Annotated in this window: 14 protein-coding genes; 6 read left to right on the forward strand and 8 right to left on the reverse strand. The window is 72.5% G+C overall.

Annotated elements, in window-relative coordinates:
- Positions 1-64: 64 nt before the first annotated feature.
- Positions 65-4,627, reverse strand: coding sequence for a metallophosphoesterase (locus tag AC3RJ8_RS11165; RefSeq protein WP_489712698.1), 4,563 nt, complete (start codon positions 4,625-4,627; stop codon positions 65-67).
- A gap of 133 nt (positions 4,628-4,760) precedes the next feature.
- Between AC3RJ8_RS11165 and AC3RJ8_RS11170 the strand changes: the two genes are divergently transcribed.
- From AC3RJ8_RS11170 to corA, 4 genes are all read left to right on the forward strand, one after another.
- A complete protein-coding gene (locus AC3RJ8_RS11170) occupies positions 4,761-5,249 on the forward strand; it encodes an SRPBCC family protein (protein WP_489712699.1) in 489 nt (162 codons plus the stop codon).
- Positions 5,250-5,251: 2 nt separating this feature from the next.
- Positions 5,252-6,316 (forward strand): alcohol dehydrogenase catalytic domain-containing protein, encoded by a 1,065-nt coding sequence (locus AC3RJ8_RS11175; RefSeq protein ID WP_489715622.1) that lies wholly within the window; start codon positions 5,252-5,254, stop codon positions 6,314-6,316.
- 118 nt (positions 6,317-6,434) lie between these two features.
- A complete protein-coding gene (ddaH, locus tag AC3RJ8_RS11180; RefSeq protein ID WP_489712700.1) occupies positions 6,435-7,193 on the forward strand; it encodes a dimethylargininase in 759 nt (252 codons plus the stop codon).
- A gap of 304 nt (positions 7,194-7,497) precedes the next feature.
- A complete protein-coding gene (gene corA / locus AC3RJ8_RS11185) occupies positions 7,498-8,643 on the forward strand; it encodes a magnesium/cobalt transporter CorA (RefSeq protein ID WP_489712701.1) in 1,146 nt (381 codons plus the stop codon).
- A 21-nt stretch (positions 8,644-8,664) separates the two neighbouring features.
- Here the strand turns inward: corA and AC3RJ8_RS11190 are convergent, their stop codons facing one another.
- Entirely contained in the window at positions 8,665-9,099 is a 435-nt protein-coding gene (locus AC3RJ8_RS11190; protein WP_489712702.1) for a cold-shock protein, read from the reverse strand.
- Positions 9,100-9,208: 109 nt separating this feature from the next.
- Here AC3RJ8_RS11190 and AC3RJ8_RS11195 point away from each other — a divergent pair, with 109 nt between their 5' ends.
- Positions 9,209-10,408 (forward strand): AI-2E family transporter, encoded by a 1,200-nt coding sequence (locus tag AC3RJ8_RS11195; protein WP_489712703.1) that lies wholly within the window; start codon positions 9,209-9,211, stop codon positions 10,406-10,408.
- Between the two features lie 10 nt (positions 10,409-10,418).
- Here the strand turns inward: AC3RJ8_RS11195 and AC3RJ8_RS11200 are convergent, their stop codons facing one another.
- A complete protein-coding gene (locus AC3RJ8_RS11200) occupies positions 10,419-11,210 on the reverse strand; it encodes an alpha/beta fold hydrolase (RefSeq protein WP_489712704.1) in 792 nt (263 codons plus the stop codon).
- Positions 11,211-11,737: 527 nt separating this feature from the next.
- On the opposite strand from AC3RJ8_RS11200, the gene AC3RJ8_RS11205 reads away from it, so the two are divergent.
- Positions 11,738-12,118, forward strand: coding sequence for a VOC family protein (locus AC3RJ8_RS11205; protein ID WP_489715623.1), 381 nt, complete (start codon positions 11,738-11,740; stop codon positions 12,116-12,118).
- Positions 12,119-12,138: 20 nt separating this feature from the next.
- Here AC3RJ8_RS11205 and AC3RJ8_RS11210 read toward each other — a convergent pair whose 3' ends face one another.
- From AC3RJ8_RS11210 to AC3RJ8_RS11230, 5 genes are all read right to left on the reverse strand, one after another.
- Complete coding sequence (locus tag AC3RJ8_RS11210; RefSeq protein WP_489712705.1) at positions 12,139-13,104, reverse strand: IS481 family transposase; 966 nt, start codon at positions 13,102-13,104, stop codon at positions 12,139-12,141.
- Between the two features lie 100 nt (positions 13,105-13,204).
- A complete protein-coding gene (locus AC3RJ8_RS11215; protein WP_489712706.1) occupies positions 13,205-13,615 on the reverse strand; it encodes a hypothetical protein in 411 nt (136 codons plus the stop codon).
- A gap of 36 nt (positions 13,616-13,651) precedes the next feature.
- Positions 13,652-14,518 carry a coenzyme F420-0:L-glutamate ligase gene (gene cofE / locus AC3RJ8_RS11220; RefSeq protein WP_489712707.1) on the reverse strand — a complete coding sequence of 289 codons (867 nt, stop codon included), beginning with the start codon at positions 14,516-14,518 and terminating at the stop codon, positions 13,652-13,654.
- A complete protein-coding gene (locus AC3RJ8_RS11225; protein ID WP_489712708.1) occupies positions 14,515-15,519 on the reverse strand; it encodes a TIGR03557 family F420-dependent LLM class oxidoreductase in 1,005 nt (334 codons plus the stop codon). The genes cofE and AC3RJ8_RS11225 overlap by 4 nt, the downstream gene beginning before the upstream one ends.
- Positions 15,509-16,477: a bifunctional helix-turn-helix transcriptional regulator/GNAT family N-acetyltransferase gene (locus AC3RJ8_RS11230; RefSeq protein WP_489712709.1), complete on the reverse strand. Its 969-nt coding sequence runs from the start codon at positions 16,475-16,477 to the stop codon at positions 15,509-15,511. The genes AC3RJ8_RS11225 and AC3RJ8_RS11230 overlap by 11 nt, the downstream gene beginning before the upstream one ends.
- Positions 16,478-16,527 lie beyond the last annotated feature (50 nt).

Consider the following 16,527-nt stretch of genomic DNA (forward strand, 5'->3'; position numbering starts at 1 on the left):
CACCGGCGCCAACACCGCGGGCACCGGCCGTCATCCCCGTCTACCGCACGGCGGCTGACGGACGTCAGCGGCCGGCCACGGGGTCCGTGGGCTCGGACGTCGCGGTCGCCGGCCGGTGCCCCTTCTTCGTCCCGGTCACCTCGACGGTGATCCGCTTGCCGACGTCGGAGGTGTCCGGCTTGTACGTCCGCCGCTTGCCGGCGGCGACCTCCTCGCCGTCTGCCCTCCACACGAAGGTCAGCTGGGTGCCGGGGGTCCACCGGCCCGGGTCGACGCGCAGCGGCTTGCCCTCGCGAGGCCCGCCACGACCGGAGGCCACCACCTGGGGCGTGCCCGGCTCGACGACGGGCCCCGCGGCATCCTGTGCGGTGAACGTCCGCACCGGTGAGGCGACGACGCCGCCGAAGGGACCGGTGACCTCGGCGAACCACCCGTGCTCGCCGGGCTTCACGTCCGACCACGTGCCGGACGCCGTCTCATCGCTCGCCACGCCGGTGACCGTGTCGATCGACTCGGTGGTCAGCACGTCGATGCTCAGGGCGTCCGTCGCCAGGGTCTTCGTCGTCGGGGTCAGCCCGAGGGCTGCGTACGGGATCTCGAAGTCCTGCATGCCGGACGGGTCGTTCAGCGCCGCGTCGTCGGAGTCGAAGTCGTCCAGCGACGGCGAGTACGTGCGCACGACGATCCGCCCGGTGCCGCCCGCGCCCCCGTCGTTGTCGAAGTGCAGCAGCCGCAGGTAGCCGAGCCCGCCCTCGGCGAGGCCCTGGTAGTCGAACAGCATCGAGTAGACGGTCCGGTCCGCCACACCGTCGCCGTCGTCGTCGAAGTCGTCCGTGCGGGTGTAGGCGTCGTGGTAGTGGCCGGAGCTCACCATGGCGACGTTGGGGTTCGGGGCGACGACCTCGTCGAGGATCTGCTGCGGGACCGGGCCGAGGCCACCGGTGGTGAGCATGTACTCGTGCAGGTTGAGCCAGACCGTGCGCTCCGGGTACTGCGCGATCACCTCGTTCATCCAGTCGATCTGCTCGTCACCCGGCGCCCAGCCCATGGACAGCAGGAGCAGGTCCACGCCGTCGACGCTGACCAGGTCGTAGTGGCCGCGGTTGTCCTGGTGGTCGCCGCCGTACCAGGGGTTCCCGGAGAACCGGTCCGCACCGAAGTGGCGGGAGAACGGGCCGTAGTCCGCGAGCGCCCCGCCGACGTCGTGGTTGCCGGCCAGCACCCCGTACGGCAGCCCGGCCTCGTCGAGCATCCGGTACGACGGGTCGGCGTTCGCCCACTGGTACTCCTGGTCCCAGTCGTCGACGACGTCGCCGGTGTGGACCACGTACTGCAGGTTCAGCTCGTCACGGCGGTCCAGGAAGAAGTCGTGGATGGCCTCCTGGTGCGAGTACCACTCCTCGCCCGAACCGTCGGTGGGTTGACCCTCGTTGTCGTTGTAGTACTGGGTGTCCGACTCCCAGCCGATCGTGAAGTCGTACTCCGAACTCGGGGTGGCGTCCGGGTGGAACGGCGCGGCCGCGTCCTCGCGCGGCGACCGCTCCGTGCCCGCGAAGCCCTCCGAGTGCTGCACCAGCACGGTCACCGCGCCGTCGCGGACATGGTCGGCCAGCGGGACCGTCCCACCGAGCTCGAGCTCGGTGACCCCGTCGGTGGTGACGTGCCGGTCGATCTCGTCCCAGGAGTCGTCGGCGGTGTCCAGCACGGACAGCAGCACCTTGGCGTCCGCGTTCGCCGACCCCGTCCACGAGATGCGGACCTGCCCGTCGGTCCCGGCGTCGTCGGGCACGTCCACCGTGAAGAGCTGGTACGGCAGCTCGCTGTCGGAGCTGATCTCGCTCGCCGTCCCGTCGGCGGTCACGGTCCGCGCGGCCTCCTCCTCGGTCAGCGCAGTCCGGCCGTCCCGGTCGGTGGCGGAGGCGTCCGTCGTCGTGCCGGCGAACGCACGCACCTCGGCGTCGGCGGCGTCGTACGCGAGGCCGCGGCGGAACTCGACGTCGACGACGTCGCCCGTCGCGGTGCCCGGGGTGGCGGTCAGCACCACGTCGCCGGCATCGACCACGGCACCGTCCGCCGGCTCGCCCAGCGCGACGCCGGGTGTCTCGTCGGGGGTGCTGAAGCCGACCGTTCGCGTGGTGGTGTTGCCCACCTCGTCCTCGGCCTCCAGCACGAGCGCGTGCTCCCCGGCCTCCAGGGCGAGCGAGCTCGTCGTGTGGGGCAGCTCGACCTCCTCGCCGTCCAGGGTCGCGGTCAGCGTCGCGACACCGGAGCCGGCGTCGGTGGCCCGGGCGTCCACCACGATCTCGCCGCGGTACGTCTCGCCGTCGGTGAGGTCGGTGGCGACCTCGGGCGCCGTGTTGTCCACGACGACGGTGCGCGTCACCGTCTCCTCCCCTGCCGTCGCGGTGATCGTGTGCTCCCCGTCGGGCAGCGCGGTGGTGTCCCACACGTGCGCCCGGGAGTCGAAAGCATCGTCCGGCGCGTCGAACGTGGCCGTGAAGTAGACCTGGTCCGCGTCGGAGAAGCCGATCCGTGCGCCGGGCGCCGGGCAGTCGCGGACCGTCTCCTCCTGACCCTCGCCAGCACCACCGCACGCGACGGGGAGCAGCACGCGCCCGTCGGGCAGCGCGAGGCGCACGTCGAAGGCGCTGAAGTCGTCGTTGTTCTCGTCCGGGTCGGGCTCCGGCCACGCCTTGGTGCCCGCGTAGATGCCGAGCGTGACGCTCTCGCCGGGTACGACCCGGTCGATCGGGACCTCGCTCGCCACGGTCTCGACGAGCTCGTAGAAGCCCTCGTCGAACACCGTGAGCACCTCGTCGTCGATCTTGACGCCGTTGCGGAAGAACGCGTCGGTGCTCGTGGCCTCGAAGGCGAACATCGCGGGCGCCTCGAGCGACGGCGTCGCGGCGACCTCGACACCGTCGACCGCCAGGCGTAGCGCGGCGGCGTCGCCCGCCGTCGTCGCCGTCACCCGCGTCCGTCCGCCGACGTGCTGCCCGTCGGTCACGTCCAGCCGCACCGGGGCGGGCTCGCCGTCGGCCAGGTCGACGCGCACCGGTCCGAGCGTGCTGGTGCGCACGCCGTCGGACGCCGTGAGCGTGTACTCGACCCAGGCCTTGCCGTAGAGGTCCACGGCCGGCACGTCGTAGACGTAGCCGCCCTCCTCGTCGAACCGCAGGTTCCGGGTGCTGGGCTCGCCGACGTCGGTGGCGAGGGTGAGCTCGACGGTGGTCACCCGGCGGTCGTCGGTGACGTCGAACCGCAGCGGCAGGTCCTCGCCGGTCTCGCCGCCGTCGCCGGTGAGGTCGGTGATCACCGGGTCGGCGGCGTCCTCGGGCACCACGACGAGGCCGGCGGGCACCTGGTCCGGCGACGCGTAGCCCGGGGTCGCGAGGCCGGTGCCGACCAGCGTCTGGTTCGTGCCCTCGTCCCACCGGTACTGGATCGGCCGGTCGGCCACGGTCTGGTCGTCGTCCATGTAGTCCGCGCGGGAGAGGACGTGACCGCTGTTGGTCACCACCTGGATGCCACGCTGTCCCCCGTTGGCCATCCCGGCCGCGTGGATCTCGACGAGGTCGACGCCCGCGGTCAGGCGGCTGCCGAAGTGCGCGTTGAAGTCCGCCGCCGTCAGGTCGTCGTTGGACCCGTTCTTGACCCACAGCACCAGCGTGCGACCGGGCTCGATCACCGGGTCGTGCGGGACGGACGGCCACGTCGCGCTGTTGGTGACGAGGTGGGACCCGTCGAGGTACAGGTAGTCGATCGTGTGTGCGGAGAACGGCACGGGGGCGTCGGAGGCGTTGTAGACCTCGATGAACTCGTACCCGTCGGCACCGCCGACGTTGGTCGTGTCCGGTGCCACCTCCGTGACCTGGAGCTCCGGGGCGTCCAGGTCCGGGTCCGACGGCGGCGGCGCTCCCTGCTCGGGTACGCTCGGCTCCGGATCCGGCTCGGGCTCCGTCGGGGTGAGCTGGTCGGGGTCGACCACGCCGGGCGAGTGCGGCCCCGACGAGAGCTCGACCATCGCCGCGACCTCCGGCTCCGCGGGGACGGCGAAGTGCGTCGAGACGTCCGGGGCGGTCGAGACCCGGTCGTACACCGACCAGCTCACCGTGTCGCCGCTCGCGTCGTCGACGCGGATCCCGCGCTCGGCGCTGTTCGCCATCCCGGCCTGGCCCGTGACGTGGAAGAGCGGGACGTCGGCCTCCGCGCCGACCGCCGCACGGAAGTCGTCGTCGGACCGGGCGAAGCTGTCGACCGTGGAGCTCGTGTACTGCAACCAGAGCACCGCGCTGCCACCGGCGGGCACGGTCGCGGTGTCCTCGGCGAGCGTCAGCGGCCGGTCGCTGCCCGACGAGCCCTCGTTCGTGTGGACGTACGTGAACGTGTGCTCGGCGAGGTCCACGGGCTCGTCGGTGGTGTTGGTGACCTCGAAGAACTCGAAGTGGTCGGGCCCGCTGTTGTCGGGGGCGATCTCGGTGACGACCAGCGGCCAGGGCAGGTCCACGGAGGGACCCGGTGAGGGTGCGGCGGCGGCCGGGACCGCGGCGGCCAGCGCCCCGGTGGCGAGGGCCGCGGCGGTCAGGGCGGACGTCAGACGGACGGGGAGCTGGCGGGACGACGGCATGCGACAAGGCACCTTCGGCTCGGGAGCGTTGCCCCGCACGTTGCCCGCCGTGGGCGAACTCCAGGACCCGACCGAGTGAACGTCGGACGACGACCTGCTGTCCGTCGGGGGCCGGCATGCCATCATCGCGGGCATGACTACCGCACGGACGCACTCGCAGTCGATCGAGATCGCCGCGCCCCCGGTCGAGGTCTACGCCCTCGTCTCGGACGTGACCCGCACCGGGGAGTGGTCCCCGGTCTGCAAGGCCTGCTGGTGGGACGAGGCGGACGCGCCCGCGGCGGGTGCGTCGCCCCGGATCGGCGCGCACTTCACCGGCCGCAACGAGACCGCGGACCGCACGTGGGAGACCCGGTCTCAGGTCGTCGTGGCCGACCCGGGCCGGGAGTTCGCCTGGGTGGTCGGCCAGGGGTTCGTGCGCTGGGCGTACACGCTGGAGCCCGCCCGGGACGGCGAGGCGACGGTGCTCACCGAGTCCTGGGAGTTCACCCCGGAGGGTCAGGCGGCGTTCGTCCAGCGGTACGGCGACGACGCCGACGCCCAGATCGAGGCGCGCACGGCGATGGCCCACGAGGGCATCCCCGCGACGTTGGCGGCGATCCGGCGCATCGCCGAGGCGTGAGCGTGCGCGCCCTCGTCTTCGACCGCTTCGGCGGTCCCCTCACCGTCCGTGAGCTGCCTCCGCCGTCGGCGCCCGACGGCGGGGTGGTCGTCCAGGTGCACGCGACCGGTCTGTGCCTGTCCGACTGGCACGCCTGGGCGGGCCACGACCCGGACATCACCACCTTCCCCCACGTCCCCGGTCACGAGCTGGCGGGCACCGTGGCGGCGGTGGGCACCGGCGTCGGGCGCTGGCGGGTGGGCGACCGGGTCACCGCACCGTTCGTCAACGGCTGCGGGCAGTGCTCCTGGTGCCGCGCCGGGGAGTCGCAGGTCTGCCCGGACCAGACCCAGCCGGGCTTCACGCACCACGGCTCCTACGCCGAGCAGGTCATGCTGCACGCCGCCGACCACAACCTGGTGGCGCTGCCCGACGACGTCACCTCCGTCGCGGCGGCGAGCCTCGGCTGCCGCTTCGCCACGGCCTACCGCGCCGTCGTGCACCGTGCGCGGGTGCGGCCCGGCGAGCGGGTCGCCGTCGTCGGTGCCGGCGGGGTCGGCCTGAGCGCGGTGATGGTGGCGGCCGCCCACGGCGCTCGGGTCGTCGCCGTCGACCGCAGCGCCGACGCCCTGCGCGCCGCGCGCGACGCCGGGGCGGAGCACACCGTGCTCGCCGACGGCAGCGCCGACGTGGCGGCGCAGGTGCGCGAGGCGTCCGACGGCGGCACGCACGTCGGGATCGACGCCGCCGGCTCGGAGGCCACCTGCGCCGTCTCGGTGCACGGGCTGCGTCGCCGCGGCCGCCACGTGCAGGTCGGTCTGATGCCCGCCGTGACCGGCGCAGGCGGGGAAGGCGGGCATCCCCGGGTGCCGATGGACCGCGTCATCGCCTACGAGCTGGACCTGCTCGGCTCGCACGGCATGGCCGCGGCCGACTACCCCGAGATGCTGGCTCTCGTGGCGGACGGTTCCCTGCGACCGCAGGACCTGGTGGGCCGGGTCGTCGGGCTCGACGAGGCCGCGAGGCTCCTGCCGTCGATGCGGGACGAGCCGCGGACGGGCATGACCGTGCTGGATCCCCGTCGCTGACCACCCCTCTCCTGCTTCCGTAGTGCCGATGTCGGTAGTTCGTCTTGAGGTCGGCAGTGCGCGGTGCCGACCTCGACACGAACTACCGACATCGGCACAACGGGCATACGGTCGCACCGTGACCCGACTCATCGTCCGCCCGCCGTCCCCGCACCTCGCCGAGGGCGAGCTGACCCACCTCGACCGGGTGCCCGTCGATGCCGCGCACGCCCGTCAGCAGTGGGACGACTACGTCGCCGTCTTCCGCGAGCGCGGCTGGGCCGTGTCGGAGGCCCCCGCGGCCGACGAGCACCCGGACGGCGTGTTCGTCGAGGACGGCGTCGTCGTCTTCGACCGCCTGGCCGTGATCACGCGGCCCGGGGCACCGTCACGCCGCGGCGAGCTCGACACGCTGACCCCCGTCGTCGCGGTCCTCGGGCTCGACACGGCCACGATCGAGGCACCGGCGACGCTCGACGGCGGTGACGTTCTCAAGGTCGGGCGGACGGTGTACGTGGGCCGCAGCTCGCGGACCAACGACGCCGGGGTCGCCGCCCTGCGCGAGCTGCTCACGCCCCGCGGGTGGCAGGTCGTGGCCGTGCCGGTGTCCCGGGTGCTGCATCTCAAGAGCGCCGTCACCGCGCTGCCGGACGGCACCGTCGTCGGGCACCCTCCCCTGGTGGACGACCCGACGGTCTTCGAGCGGTTCCTCCCCGTCCCGGAGCCGGAGGGCAACGCCGTCGTCGTGCTCGACGAGGTCACCGTCCTGATGTCCGCGAGCGCCCCACGCAGTGCGGAGCTGTTCCGCACCCGAGGTCTCGAGGTCCTCACCACACCCGTGTCCGAGCTCGAGAAGCTCGAGGGCTGCGTGACCTGCCTGTCGGTCCGCCTCCGCTGATCCTCGCGCCCGTGAGTCAGGTCACCCGGCGCCTCCCGGGCACGTCCGGGCAGGTCGGAGTAGACTGACCGCGGCCCGGAGCACGCGGTGCACGCACCGCCCGAGAACGAAGGAGGTATCGCGCATGACTCGCAGCGAGCCTCCTAGTAGTCCGAGCCGCGACTGACCTCGGCTCGACACCGTCCGGTGCCCGCACCGGACGACGCCGTCGTCCCCCCATCGATCGCGTCCCCGACGCGACGCCGCCTCAGTCGCGGGATCCACAGCACGCAGACCATCGTTCCTGCACGCCTGGGAGTCCCTCATGGCCTTCAGCTCACCTCGTTCGGCACGCCCCCGTCAGGTCCTCGGTGCCCTGCGCCCGCGACGCGGCGGGACGCCGGCCCCCACCCCCGAGCCGTCGCCCCCGACGCCGCTCCGCCCCCGCTCGGCGATCGTCGCCGCGGCGGTGTACGACGACGAGGGTCATCGCACCGCCTCGTTCACACGCCTCGCGGACACGTTCCGGACGCTGCGCTCGGCACCGGGCGGCATGGCGTGGATCGGGCTCGAGCGTCCGGACGAGCGAGAGCTGGCCGCGTTGGCGCGGGAGTTCGACCTGCACCCCCTGGCCGTGGAGGACGCGATCCAGGCGCACCAGCGTCCCAAGATCGAGAGGTACGGCGACACGCTGTTCGTCGTGCTGCACGCGGCGCGCTATCTCGACTCCGTCGAGGAGGTGGAGTTCTCCGAGCTGCACGTCTTCATCGGGCCGGACTTCGTCGTCACCGTGCGGCACGGCGACTCCCCCGACCTCGCCACCGTCCGGGCACGCCTGGAGTCCACGCCCCAGATGCTGGGCCGCGGTCCCGAGGCCGTGCTCTACGCGATCATGGACCGCATCGTCGACGACTACGCGCCGGTCGTGTCCGGGCTGGACTACGACATCGACCAGATCGAGGGCGAGGTCTTCTCCGGCGACGCGCAGGTGTCGCGGCGCATCTACGAGCTCTCCCGCGAGGTCGTCGACTTCCAGCGCGCCGTGCGACCGCTGCAGAACGTCTGCCAGTCGCTGGCCAAGGGCGCCGAGAAGTACCGGGTGGACGACGAGATGCAGGCCTACCTGCGCGACGTCGCCGACCACCTCATCGAGGTCGCGGAGTCCGTCGAGACGTTCCGGGTCGCGCTGCGCGACATCCTCACCGTCAACGCCACGCTGGTGGCCCAGCGCCAGAACGAGGAGATGACGCACCTCACCGAGGTGTCGATCAAGCAGGGCGACGAGGTCAAGAAGATCTCCGGCTGGGCGGCCATCCTCTTCGCACCGACCCTCGTCGGAGCGATCTACGGCATGAACTTCGACGCCATGCCCGAGCTGCACTGGGCGTTCGGCTACCCGTTCGCGCTCGTGCTGATGCTCGCCGTGAGCATCGGCCTGTACGGGGTGTTCCGCTGGAAGAAGTGGATGTAGCCGGGAGGCGGGCCTGCGGGCTCAGGCGTCCAGCCAGCCATGGTGGCGCGCGATCTGCTCGACCGCGGCGCGCACGGCCAGGACCTGCCGTCCGGTGAGGTCCCCGGCCGCGGCGAGCAGGCGCTCGGTCAGCTCGGCACGCAGCTCGACAGCCGACAGCACGTCGGCGAAACCGTCGTGGGCGCGCTGGCCGGCAGTGTCCGGCCCCTCGTCGGGCCGTGACCCGAGGGCCGCCTGCACGGCGTCGGCGACGGGAGAGCTGACGAGTGCTGCGCCGAGCGCCCGGGGCCCGCGGTCGCCCATCTCGTGGGTGACGTCGACGACCGTGCCGACGGCCATCAGCGCCTTGTCGAAGTCGATGTCGTTGACGTGCAGGAAGACGTCGTCGTCCAGACCGTCCACCGCGACGAAGGCGTAGCCCTTGATCGCGTCGTACCGCACCACCTCACCGCGCACGGCCACCACCCCTCTCGACACCGTCCTGGGAGCATATCCCCGCGCAGGGGCACCGGCCCGACGGCGCGGCTCGCCTCGCCGCCGCCGGCCCGCCCGCTAGGGTCGGAGCGTGACCTCGACGCCCAGCGCCCCGGCCGGCCCGACCGTCCCTGTCCTGTCCCCGGCACTGCGGACGCTGCTCGTCCTGGCCGCGGGAGCGGTCGTCCTGGCCGCGGTCCACGCCGCCGCCGGGGTCCTCGCCCCCCTGTTCCTCGCCGTCGTGATCGTCATCATCTGCCATCCGGTGCGGTTCCCGCTCGAGGCCCGGGGCTGGCCGCGCTGGGCGGCGAGCACCGCGGTGATCCTCGTCGCCTACCTCATCCTCGCCGCGCTCCTGGCGATGCTGGTCTGGGCCGGGTTCCGGTTCGCGGCACTCGTGCAGAGCTACATCCCCCAGCTGGCCGACTCGGTCGCCGAGATCGAGGAACAGCTCGCGGCGACCGGTATCGACACCCAGATCACCGAGACGGTGACCGCCTGGCTGCAGCCGGCCAACGTCCTGTCCGTGGCCGGCACCGTCAGCGGGACGGTCGTCACCGTCGGCACCGCGTTCTTCTTCGTCCTGGCGTACGCGGTCTTCATGGCCGTCGACGCCGCGCGCTACTCCACGGCGGCCCAGCACTTCGGTGCCACGCGCGCCGACGCCATCGACCGCACCACGCGGTTCAGCACCGGCGTGCGCCGCTACTACGTCGTCAACGCGACGTTCGGAGCGGTCGTGGCGATCATCGACGGCGTCGCACTCTGGCTGCTCGACGTCCCGGGCGCGGCGATCTGGGCGATCCTCGCGTTCGTCACCAACTTCGTGCCCAACATCGGGTTCGTGCTCGGCCTCATCCCACCGATGGTCATGGGCTTCGTCGTCGGCGGCTGGCAGCTCGCGCTCGCCGTCGTCGCCGTGTACTGCGTGGTCAACGTGGTGCTGCAGGTCTTCGTCCAGCCGAAGTTCGTCTCCGACGCCGTCTCGCTCTCCCTCACCCTGAGCTTCGTCTCGGTGGTGTTCTGGACGTTCGTCATCGGTCCGCTCGGCGCGATCCTGGCCATCCCGCTGACGCTGCTGCTGCGAGCGCTCGTCCTGGAGGGCGACCCGCGGAACAACTGGCTGCGCTGGCTCTCCGGCGACGACGTCACCGACAGCGTGCCGACCGGTGACGTGCCGGCCGACGGCGGAAGGGCTCCCGCGTCTGCCGACGCGACGGGTTCGGACGACGATCCCGCGGCCGCTCCCGGCACGCGGGACACCGAGCCCGAGCGGGACACCGCGGGATAGTCGGCCGTCGTCAGGCGTCGTCGCGGACGAAGCGCACGATCCGCTGCGCCATGGCCTCGGGCTCCCAGGAGTGCTCGGCGCCGGGGACCTCTTCCACCGCCCCGCGCGTGACGGCTCCGGCGATCCGCTCGGCTGCCACCGGCATCTCCGCGAAGGTCTGCGAGCCGTAGGTCGCCAGCACCGGGATGGCGAGCTCACGCAGACGTTCGGTCTCGAGGAGGTCCGTCGCCCGGACCAACGCCTGGCCGTCCGCGCGCTGGCTGGCCGAGGCTCGCGCCAGGACCTCGAAGTCGGGCGAGGCGCGCATGCCCTCGAGCCACTCGGGAGGCATGTCCTTTATGAACTGCTCCGTGGCGCCGACGTAGTCCTCGGCGTCGAGGCGGCGCTCGAACTCGGTGATCCACCCGGCGACGTCGTCCGCCGGCGCGGCGAGCGGCGCCTCCCACAGCAGCAAGCCCGCGACCGGCAGCTCCGCGTCCGCGGCGCACAGGGCGAGCGCGGCGCCGGACGAGTGCCCGACCAGCACGGCGGGCGGCCCGGCCGCGTCGATCACCGCGGACAACGCGTGCAGCTCACGGTCGAGGTCGAGCACGCCGTCAGCGGGGCTGTCCCCTCGGCCGAGACGGTCGAGGACGATCCCCGTCAGCCCGTGCTCGGCGCAGAGCCTCGCCGTCCGGTCGGTGACGGGGTCGACCGCCCGGAACGGACCCGCGCCGGCGACGAACACGACGGCGGGGCCGCCCTCGCCGTAGCGGTCGAAGCCGATGCGATCACCGGTCACGCTCGTGACGTGCTGGGTCATCCGTGATTCCTCCCTCGCCGGGCGGTGGCGCCCGGATCTCCACCGCGACCGTAGCGCCTGTCACCCACACCGGCGACGTCAGCACGCGGGACGGCGTGGGCCGGTGCGTCCGTCGGCGGCCATCGCTACGATGCGACGGCATGAGCCTCCCGGCGTCCCACTCCGCGGTCGACCAGGTCCGGACCGCCCTCGTCTCCGCCGACGCCGCGTCCGCCACCGACGGCATCCGGTGGTTCGACGACGCGGTCACCACGGCCTCGGCCGCCGCCCAGGCGCTGGGGGGGGTCGAGGTCGGCGCGATCGCGAACTCGCTGGTCTTCACCCTGGACGGCGAACCGCTGCTCGTCCTGACCTCCGGCGCGCACCGCGTGGACACCGCCCTGGCGGCCTTCGACGAGATCTGGGCCGCGGCCGGGCACGCGCGCACGGTGTTCCCACCACGTTCGACGATCTCGTGCGGATCACCGGCGGCGAGCCCACCCCGGTGGAAGCGCCTGCCGTCACCACGGACTGAGAGGAGAAGAACCATGGCGTGCCGTCTCAGCGAGCTCGTCCTCGACTGCCACGACCCGGAGAACCTTGCCCGGTTCTGGTGCGAGGTCCTCGACTTCGTCGAGCTCGACCGCGAGGAGGACGGGTCGATCGAGATCGGGCCGCGGGCCGGGTTCGGCGGTCCGCAGCCGACGATCGTCCTCAGCCGCAACGACGACCCGAGGCGGGGAAAGCTCCCGCTGCACCTCGACGTCAACGCCACCGACCGTGACCAGGACGCCGAGCTCGAACGCCTCCTGAGCCTCGGTGCGCGCCGGGCTGACGTCGGCCAGAGCGGCGACGAGCCCTGGCACGTCGTCGCCGACCCCGAGGGCAACGAGTTCTGCCTGCTCCGGGCCCGCCTCGAACCCGTCTGAACCGCCCTAGCTGTACCCGGTCATGAGGTTGGTGCCAGCCGACTGGTCGGGGGTAGGCCGTCGAGGGCTTGGTGGCGGCGTCGGGTGTTGTAGTACTCGATCCAGGGTGCCAGGGCTGCGGTGCGTTCGTCGTTCGAGGTGAAGACCTGCCGGTAGGCCCATTCGGTGGCCAGGGTGCGGTTGAGGCGTTCGACCTTGCCGTTCTGCCAGGGGCAGTGCGGCTTGATGAACTTCTGCCGGATGCCGTGGGCGGCGCAGATCTCGCGCAGGGACCAGCGGTAGGCCCAGGCGTTGTCGGTCATGAGGCGTTCGATCCGGGTGATGCCGTGGGCGGCGAAGTAGACGATCGCACGGTCCAGGAACGCGGCGCAGGTGGTGCCCTTCTCGTCGGTGAGGATCTCGGAGTAGGCCAGGCGGGAGTGGTCGTCCACGAGGGAGTGGACGTAGTCGTAGCCGGTCCCGTTCTTGCGGTCCCGGTTGTCCCCGGCGCCGCGCCCGTGGGCTCGCCAGCCGCCACCGTCGGGGATGCGGCCGAGCTTCTTGACGTCCATGTGGACCAGCTCACCGGGTCGGTCTCGTTCGTAGCGCACGGCAGTCGTCTTCGAGGCGCGCAGGAGTTCGCCGGTCATCGGGTCCAGCAGCGCCAGGTGTGGCATGCCGTGACGGGCCAGGATCCTCGAGACGGTCCGGGCCGGCACCCCAAGCTCGGCCGCGATCTGGTCGCGCCCGCGCCGCTCGGCCCGGCGCATGGCGACGACCCTGGCCTCGACCTGACGTGGGGTCCTGGTCGGGCAGTGGTGCGGGCGCGAGGACCGGTCGGCCAGGCCGGCCTCGCCCTCGCCTGCGAACCGGTGCAACCAGTAGCGGACACACTTGCGCGAGACGCCCATCGCCGCAGCGATGTGGGCCTGCTTCCAGCCCCGGCGGCGACGCTCGACGATCAACATCCTGCCGCGAGCGGTCAGACGGGCATTAGCGTGGGACACGAGGACCTCCGGGTTGTGAAGACTTCAGACATCTCCACTAAGCCCGGAGGTCCTCCCTCTCGCCAACCGGAACTGGCACCAACCTCATGACCGGGTACACCTAGCGCGACCCGGGCGACGTCTCGTCCGGCACTCCGGCGAGGACGCGACCGTCGGGGTCGCCGGAGCGTCGTTCGCGCAGGCGGGACGGCGCCGGCCACGGCAGCACGTGCCGCTCGACCGGCGCGTCGATCGCGCCGAAGTCGTCGGTCTGCACCACGACCTGGTCGGGGGTGACCTCCACGATCCGGACGCGCAGCGGCCCGCCCTCGGTCTCGAGCATCCACGGGTCGGCGAACCACGCCAGGCTGGTCGCGTCGAGCGCCTCCTCGGCGGCCAGCCAGTCGACCGGCCCGGTCAGGTCGTGACCCAGCAGCGAGACGGCCACCCAGTCGTCGCCGTCGGGGCGGATCCAGCCGATGACCTCACGGTCGCCGGGTCGCCGGTGCTCGATCCACTCCGCAGGCAGCATGCGGCTCACGCTAGCGACAGGGCCGCCGTCCGGCCATCAGTTTTCCTGCGGTGCCGCCTCGGTGCGGCCGTCCGCGAGGCCGCGCGCGTACGCCTCGGCCGTCCCCTCCCGGAAGAGGTCGTCGGGTCCACCGCGCACGAGGCTGCGTGCCCCCGCGCCGTCGCCCGCCGGACCGTCCCCCGCCAGCACGTACCGTCCCACGCCGCGCACCACCGCCACGGCTCGTCCGCTCGCCTTGCCACGGACCAGCTCGGAGGCCGCGGCGATCTCGTCGGCGACGGCGGCGACGGTGACCGACAGCTCCCTGCCGTGGGTGTCGGCCCCGCCCCGCAGGTCGTCGACGACGGACACGCCGGCCGCACCGATCGCGATGTCGGTCAGCCCGTCCCGCCACGGGCGCCCGGCGGTGTCGGTCACGACCACGCCGAGGCGGTCGACCCCGAACCGTTCACGCAGCGCCTCACGCAGCGACCGGGCGGAGGCGTCCGGGTCGGTGGGCAGCAGCAGCACCGTGCCCTCCGGCGTGTTCGACGCGTCGACCCCCGCCGCGGCCATCACCAGGCCGAGCCGGTTCTCCACGATCCGCAGCGGCGGCAGCCCTCCGGGCCGCTCGCGCACCGCCACCACCCGCACGGTCTCGTCGGTGATCGCCTGCTCCCGGTCGTCGGCACGGACCACCCGGCCCTCGGCCTTCGAGACGATCTTGGACGTGACGACGACGACGTCGCCCTCGGCCAGGGCGTCGCCGGAGCGTTCCGCGTCGCTCGCCAGCAGGTCGCCGACCAGCACCGCGAGATCGTCGCCGGGGCGCACCTCCCCGAGGCCGGCCGGCGCCCAGAGCGTCAGCCGGGCGCCGTCGAGCGGAACGGTGCCGGGCACACCCGGGGAGGGCGGCCGGTTCACCGGACGAGCTTCGGCAGCACCTCGCGGCCGAAGGTCTCGATCCACTCGCCCTGGTTGCGGCCCACGTTGTGCAGGTAGATGCGGTCGAAGCCGAGGTCGACGTACTTCTGGATGGCCTCGCGGTGCTTGTCCGGGTCGGCGGAGACCACCATGCGGCCCTCGAAGTCCTCCGGACGGACCAGCTTGGCCATCTGGGCGAAGTCGTGCGGTGAGCGGATGTCCGCCTTGGGGAACTTCATGCCGCCGTTGGGCCACTCGGTCATGGCGTTCGCCATGGCCTCCTCGTCCGTCTCGGCCCAGGACATGTGCACCTGCAGCACCTTGGGCATCGGCTCGGGGTCGCGACCGGCCTCGCGTGCCCCGGCGTCGAACCGGCCGAACAGCATCTCGATCTTCTCCAGCGGGGCGCCGACCGTGATGAGCCCGTCGGCGTGCTTGCCGGCCCGCTTGGCGGTGACCGGCCCGGCGGTGGCGACCAGGATCTCCGGGGCGACCTCCGGCATGGTCCACAGCCGGGTCGACTCCATCTTGTAGAACTGGCCCGAGTGCTTGACGTCCTTGCCCTCCAGCCCGGAGGTGAAGAGCTTCTTGATGATGTCGATGGCCTCGAACATCCGGTTGATGCGCTCGGGTGCCTCGGGCCAGTAGCCCGCGGTCACGTGCTCGTTGAGCGCCTCGCCCGAACCGAGGCCCAGCCAGTGCCGGCCGGGGTACATCGCGGCGAGCGTCGCCGAGGCCTGCGCGACCATGGCCGGGTGCCAGCGGAAGGTGGGAGCGGTGACCCCGGGGCCGAGATCGCCGCGCGTGCGCTCGCCGAGGGCGCTGAGCACGTTCCAGACGAACGCGGCGTGGCCCTGCTGCGGCACCCAGGGCTGGAAGTGGTCGGCGGCCATGACGCCGGAGAAGCCGTGCTCCTCCGCGTAGGCCGAGAGGTCGACGACCTCGGTGGGGTGGAACTGCTCGAGCATCGCGGCGTAGCCGACGGTGAGATCAGAAGCCATGCGTCCGAGCGTATCCTTCACCACGTCGCGGCCGGTCGTGGAGGTCCTTGGCGAAGAAGTGCGTCGCGTGGGGGTTGTCGTTGTACCGCTCCACCGTGCGGTACCCCGCGCGCTCGTACATCGCGACCGCCTCGGCCAGCGTCCCGTTCGTGTCGAGACGCACGGTGGTGTGGCCCAGGTCCCCCGCGACGCTCTCCAGGTGTCGTAGCAACCGCGAGCCGAGGCCGGCGCCGCGCCACGCCGGGTGCACCCACATGCGCTTGATCTCGCCGGCGCCCCCGCCGAGCGGTTGCACTCCCCCGCAGGCGACCGGGACACCGTCGCTGGTGGCGACGACGAAGGCACCGTCCGGTGGCCGCAGGCCCTCCGTGCCCGCGGCGAGGTCCCCCACCGCGAACCCGCCGGGGAACCGCTCGTCGAGCTCGTCGACGTAGGCCTGGACGGCGGCGAGCGCAGCCGGATCCGTCGGATCCACCTGCTCGATCCGGACCGTCGCCGCACGGACCAGCAGGTCGGCCTCGGCCAGCGCGGCCGCCAGCCGGGCGCGCTGGCGATCGGTCAGCGGTGCGATCAGGTGTGTCGCGCGCTCGCCCAAGCGTCGCTCGAGCTCGTCCCATGCCCGCCGTCCGGCCGGGGTGAGGTCCACGCGTCGCCGACGGCGGTCGTCCAGGTCGGGCTCCACGGACACCAGGGCGTCGGACTCCAGGCGCCGCAGCAGCCGGCTCAGGTAGCCCGAGTCGAGCTGGAGGCGGGCGCGGAGGTCGCGGGTGGTACCCGCCTCGACGCCGATCTCGTAGAGCAGCCGAGCCGTACCGAGCGGCATGCCGAGGCCCAGGAACGACTCCTCGAGCACACCGATGCGCTGGGTGTAGCTGCGGTTGAAGCGACGGACCACGTCGACGTGCTGCACCACGTCGGGCACGTCGGGGCCGGTCGGCACGGAAGGACGAGAAGCCATACCTCTGATCATAGTCAGAGAATTTCGTGCAGCGGAATCCGTGACGAGGA

This window comes from Isoptericola sp. MSGPD8_1_ISO-PGPR-S23-394 (assembly GCF_058072785.1).

What these genes read in the sequence shown, in the direction of transcription:
- AC3RJ8_RS11165 (WP_489712698.1), bottom strand. Translation starts at nt 4,627, where the DNA reads ATGCCGTCGTCCCGCCAGCTCCCCGTCCGTCTGACGTCCGCCCTGACC.
- AC3RJ8_RS11170 (WP_489712699.1), top strand. Translation starts at nt 4,761, where the DNA reads ATGACTACCGCACGGACGCACTCGCAGTCGATCGAGATCGCCGCGCCC.
- corA (WP_489712701.1), top strand. Translation starts at nt 7,498, where the DNA reads ATGGCCTTCAGCTCACCTCGTTCGGCACGCCCCCGTCAGGTCCTCGGT.
- AC3RJ8_RS11200 (WP_489712704.1), bottom strand. Translation starts at nt 11,210, where the DNA reads ATGACCCAGCACGTCACGAGCGTGACCGGTGATCGCATCGGCTTCGAC.
- AC3RJ8_RS11205 (WP_489715623.1), top strand. Translation starts at nt 11,738, where the DNA reads ATGGCGTGCCGTCTCAGCGAGCTCGTCCTCGACTGCCACGACCCGGAG.
- AC3RJ8_RS11215 (WP_489712706.1), bottom strand. Translation starts at nt 13,615, where the DNA reads ATGCTGCCTGCGGAGTGGATCGAGCACCGGCGACCCGGCGACCGTGAG.
- AC3RJ8_RS11225 (WP_489712708.1), bottom strand. Translation starts at nt 15,519, where the DNA reads ATGGCTTCTGATCTCACCGTCGGCTACGCCGCGATGCTCGAGCAGTTC.
- AC3RJ8_RS11230 (WP_489712709.1), bottom strand. Translation starts at nt 16,477, where the DNA reads ATGGCTTCTCGTCCTTCCGTGCCGACCGGCCCCGACGTGCCCGACGTG.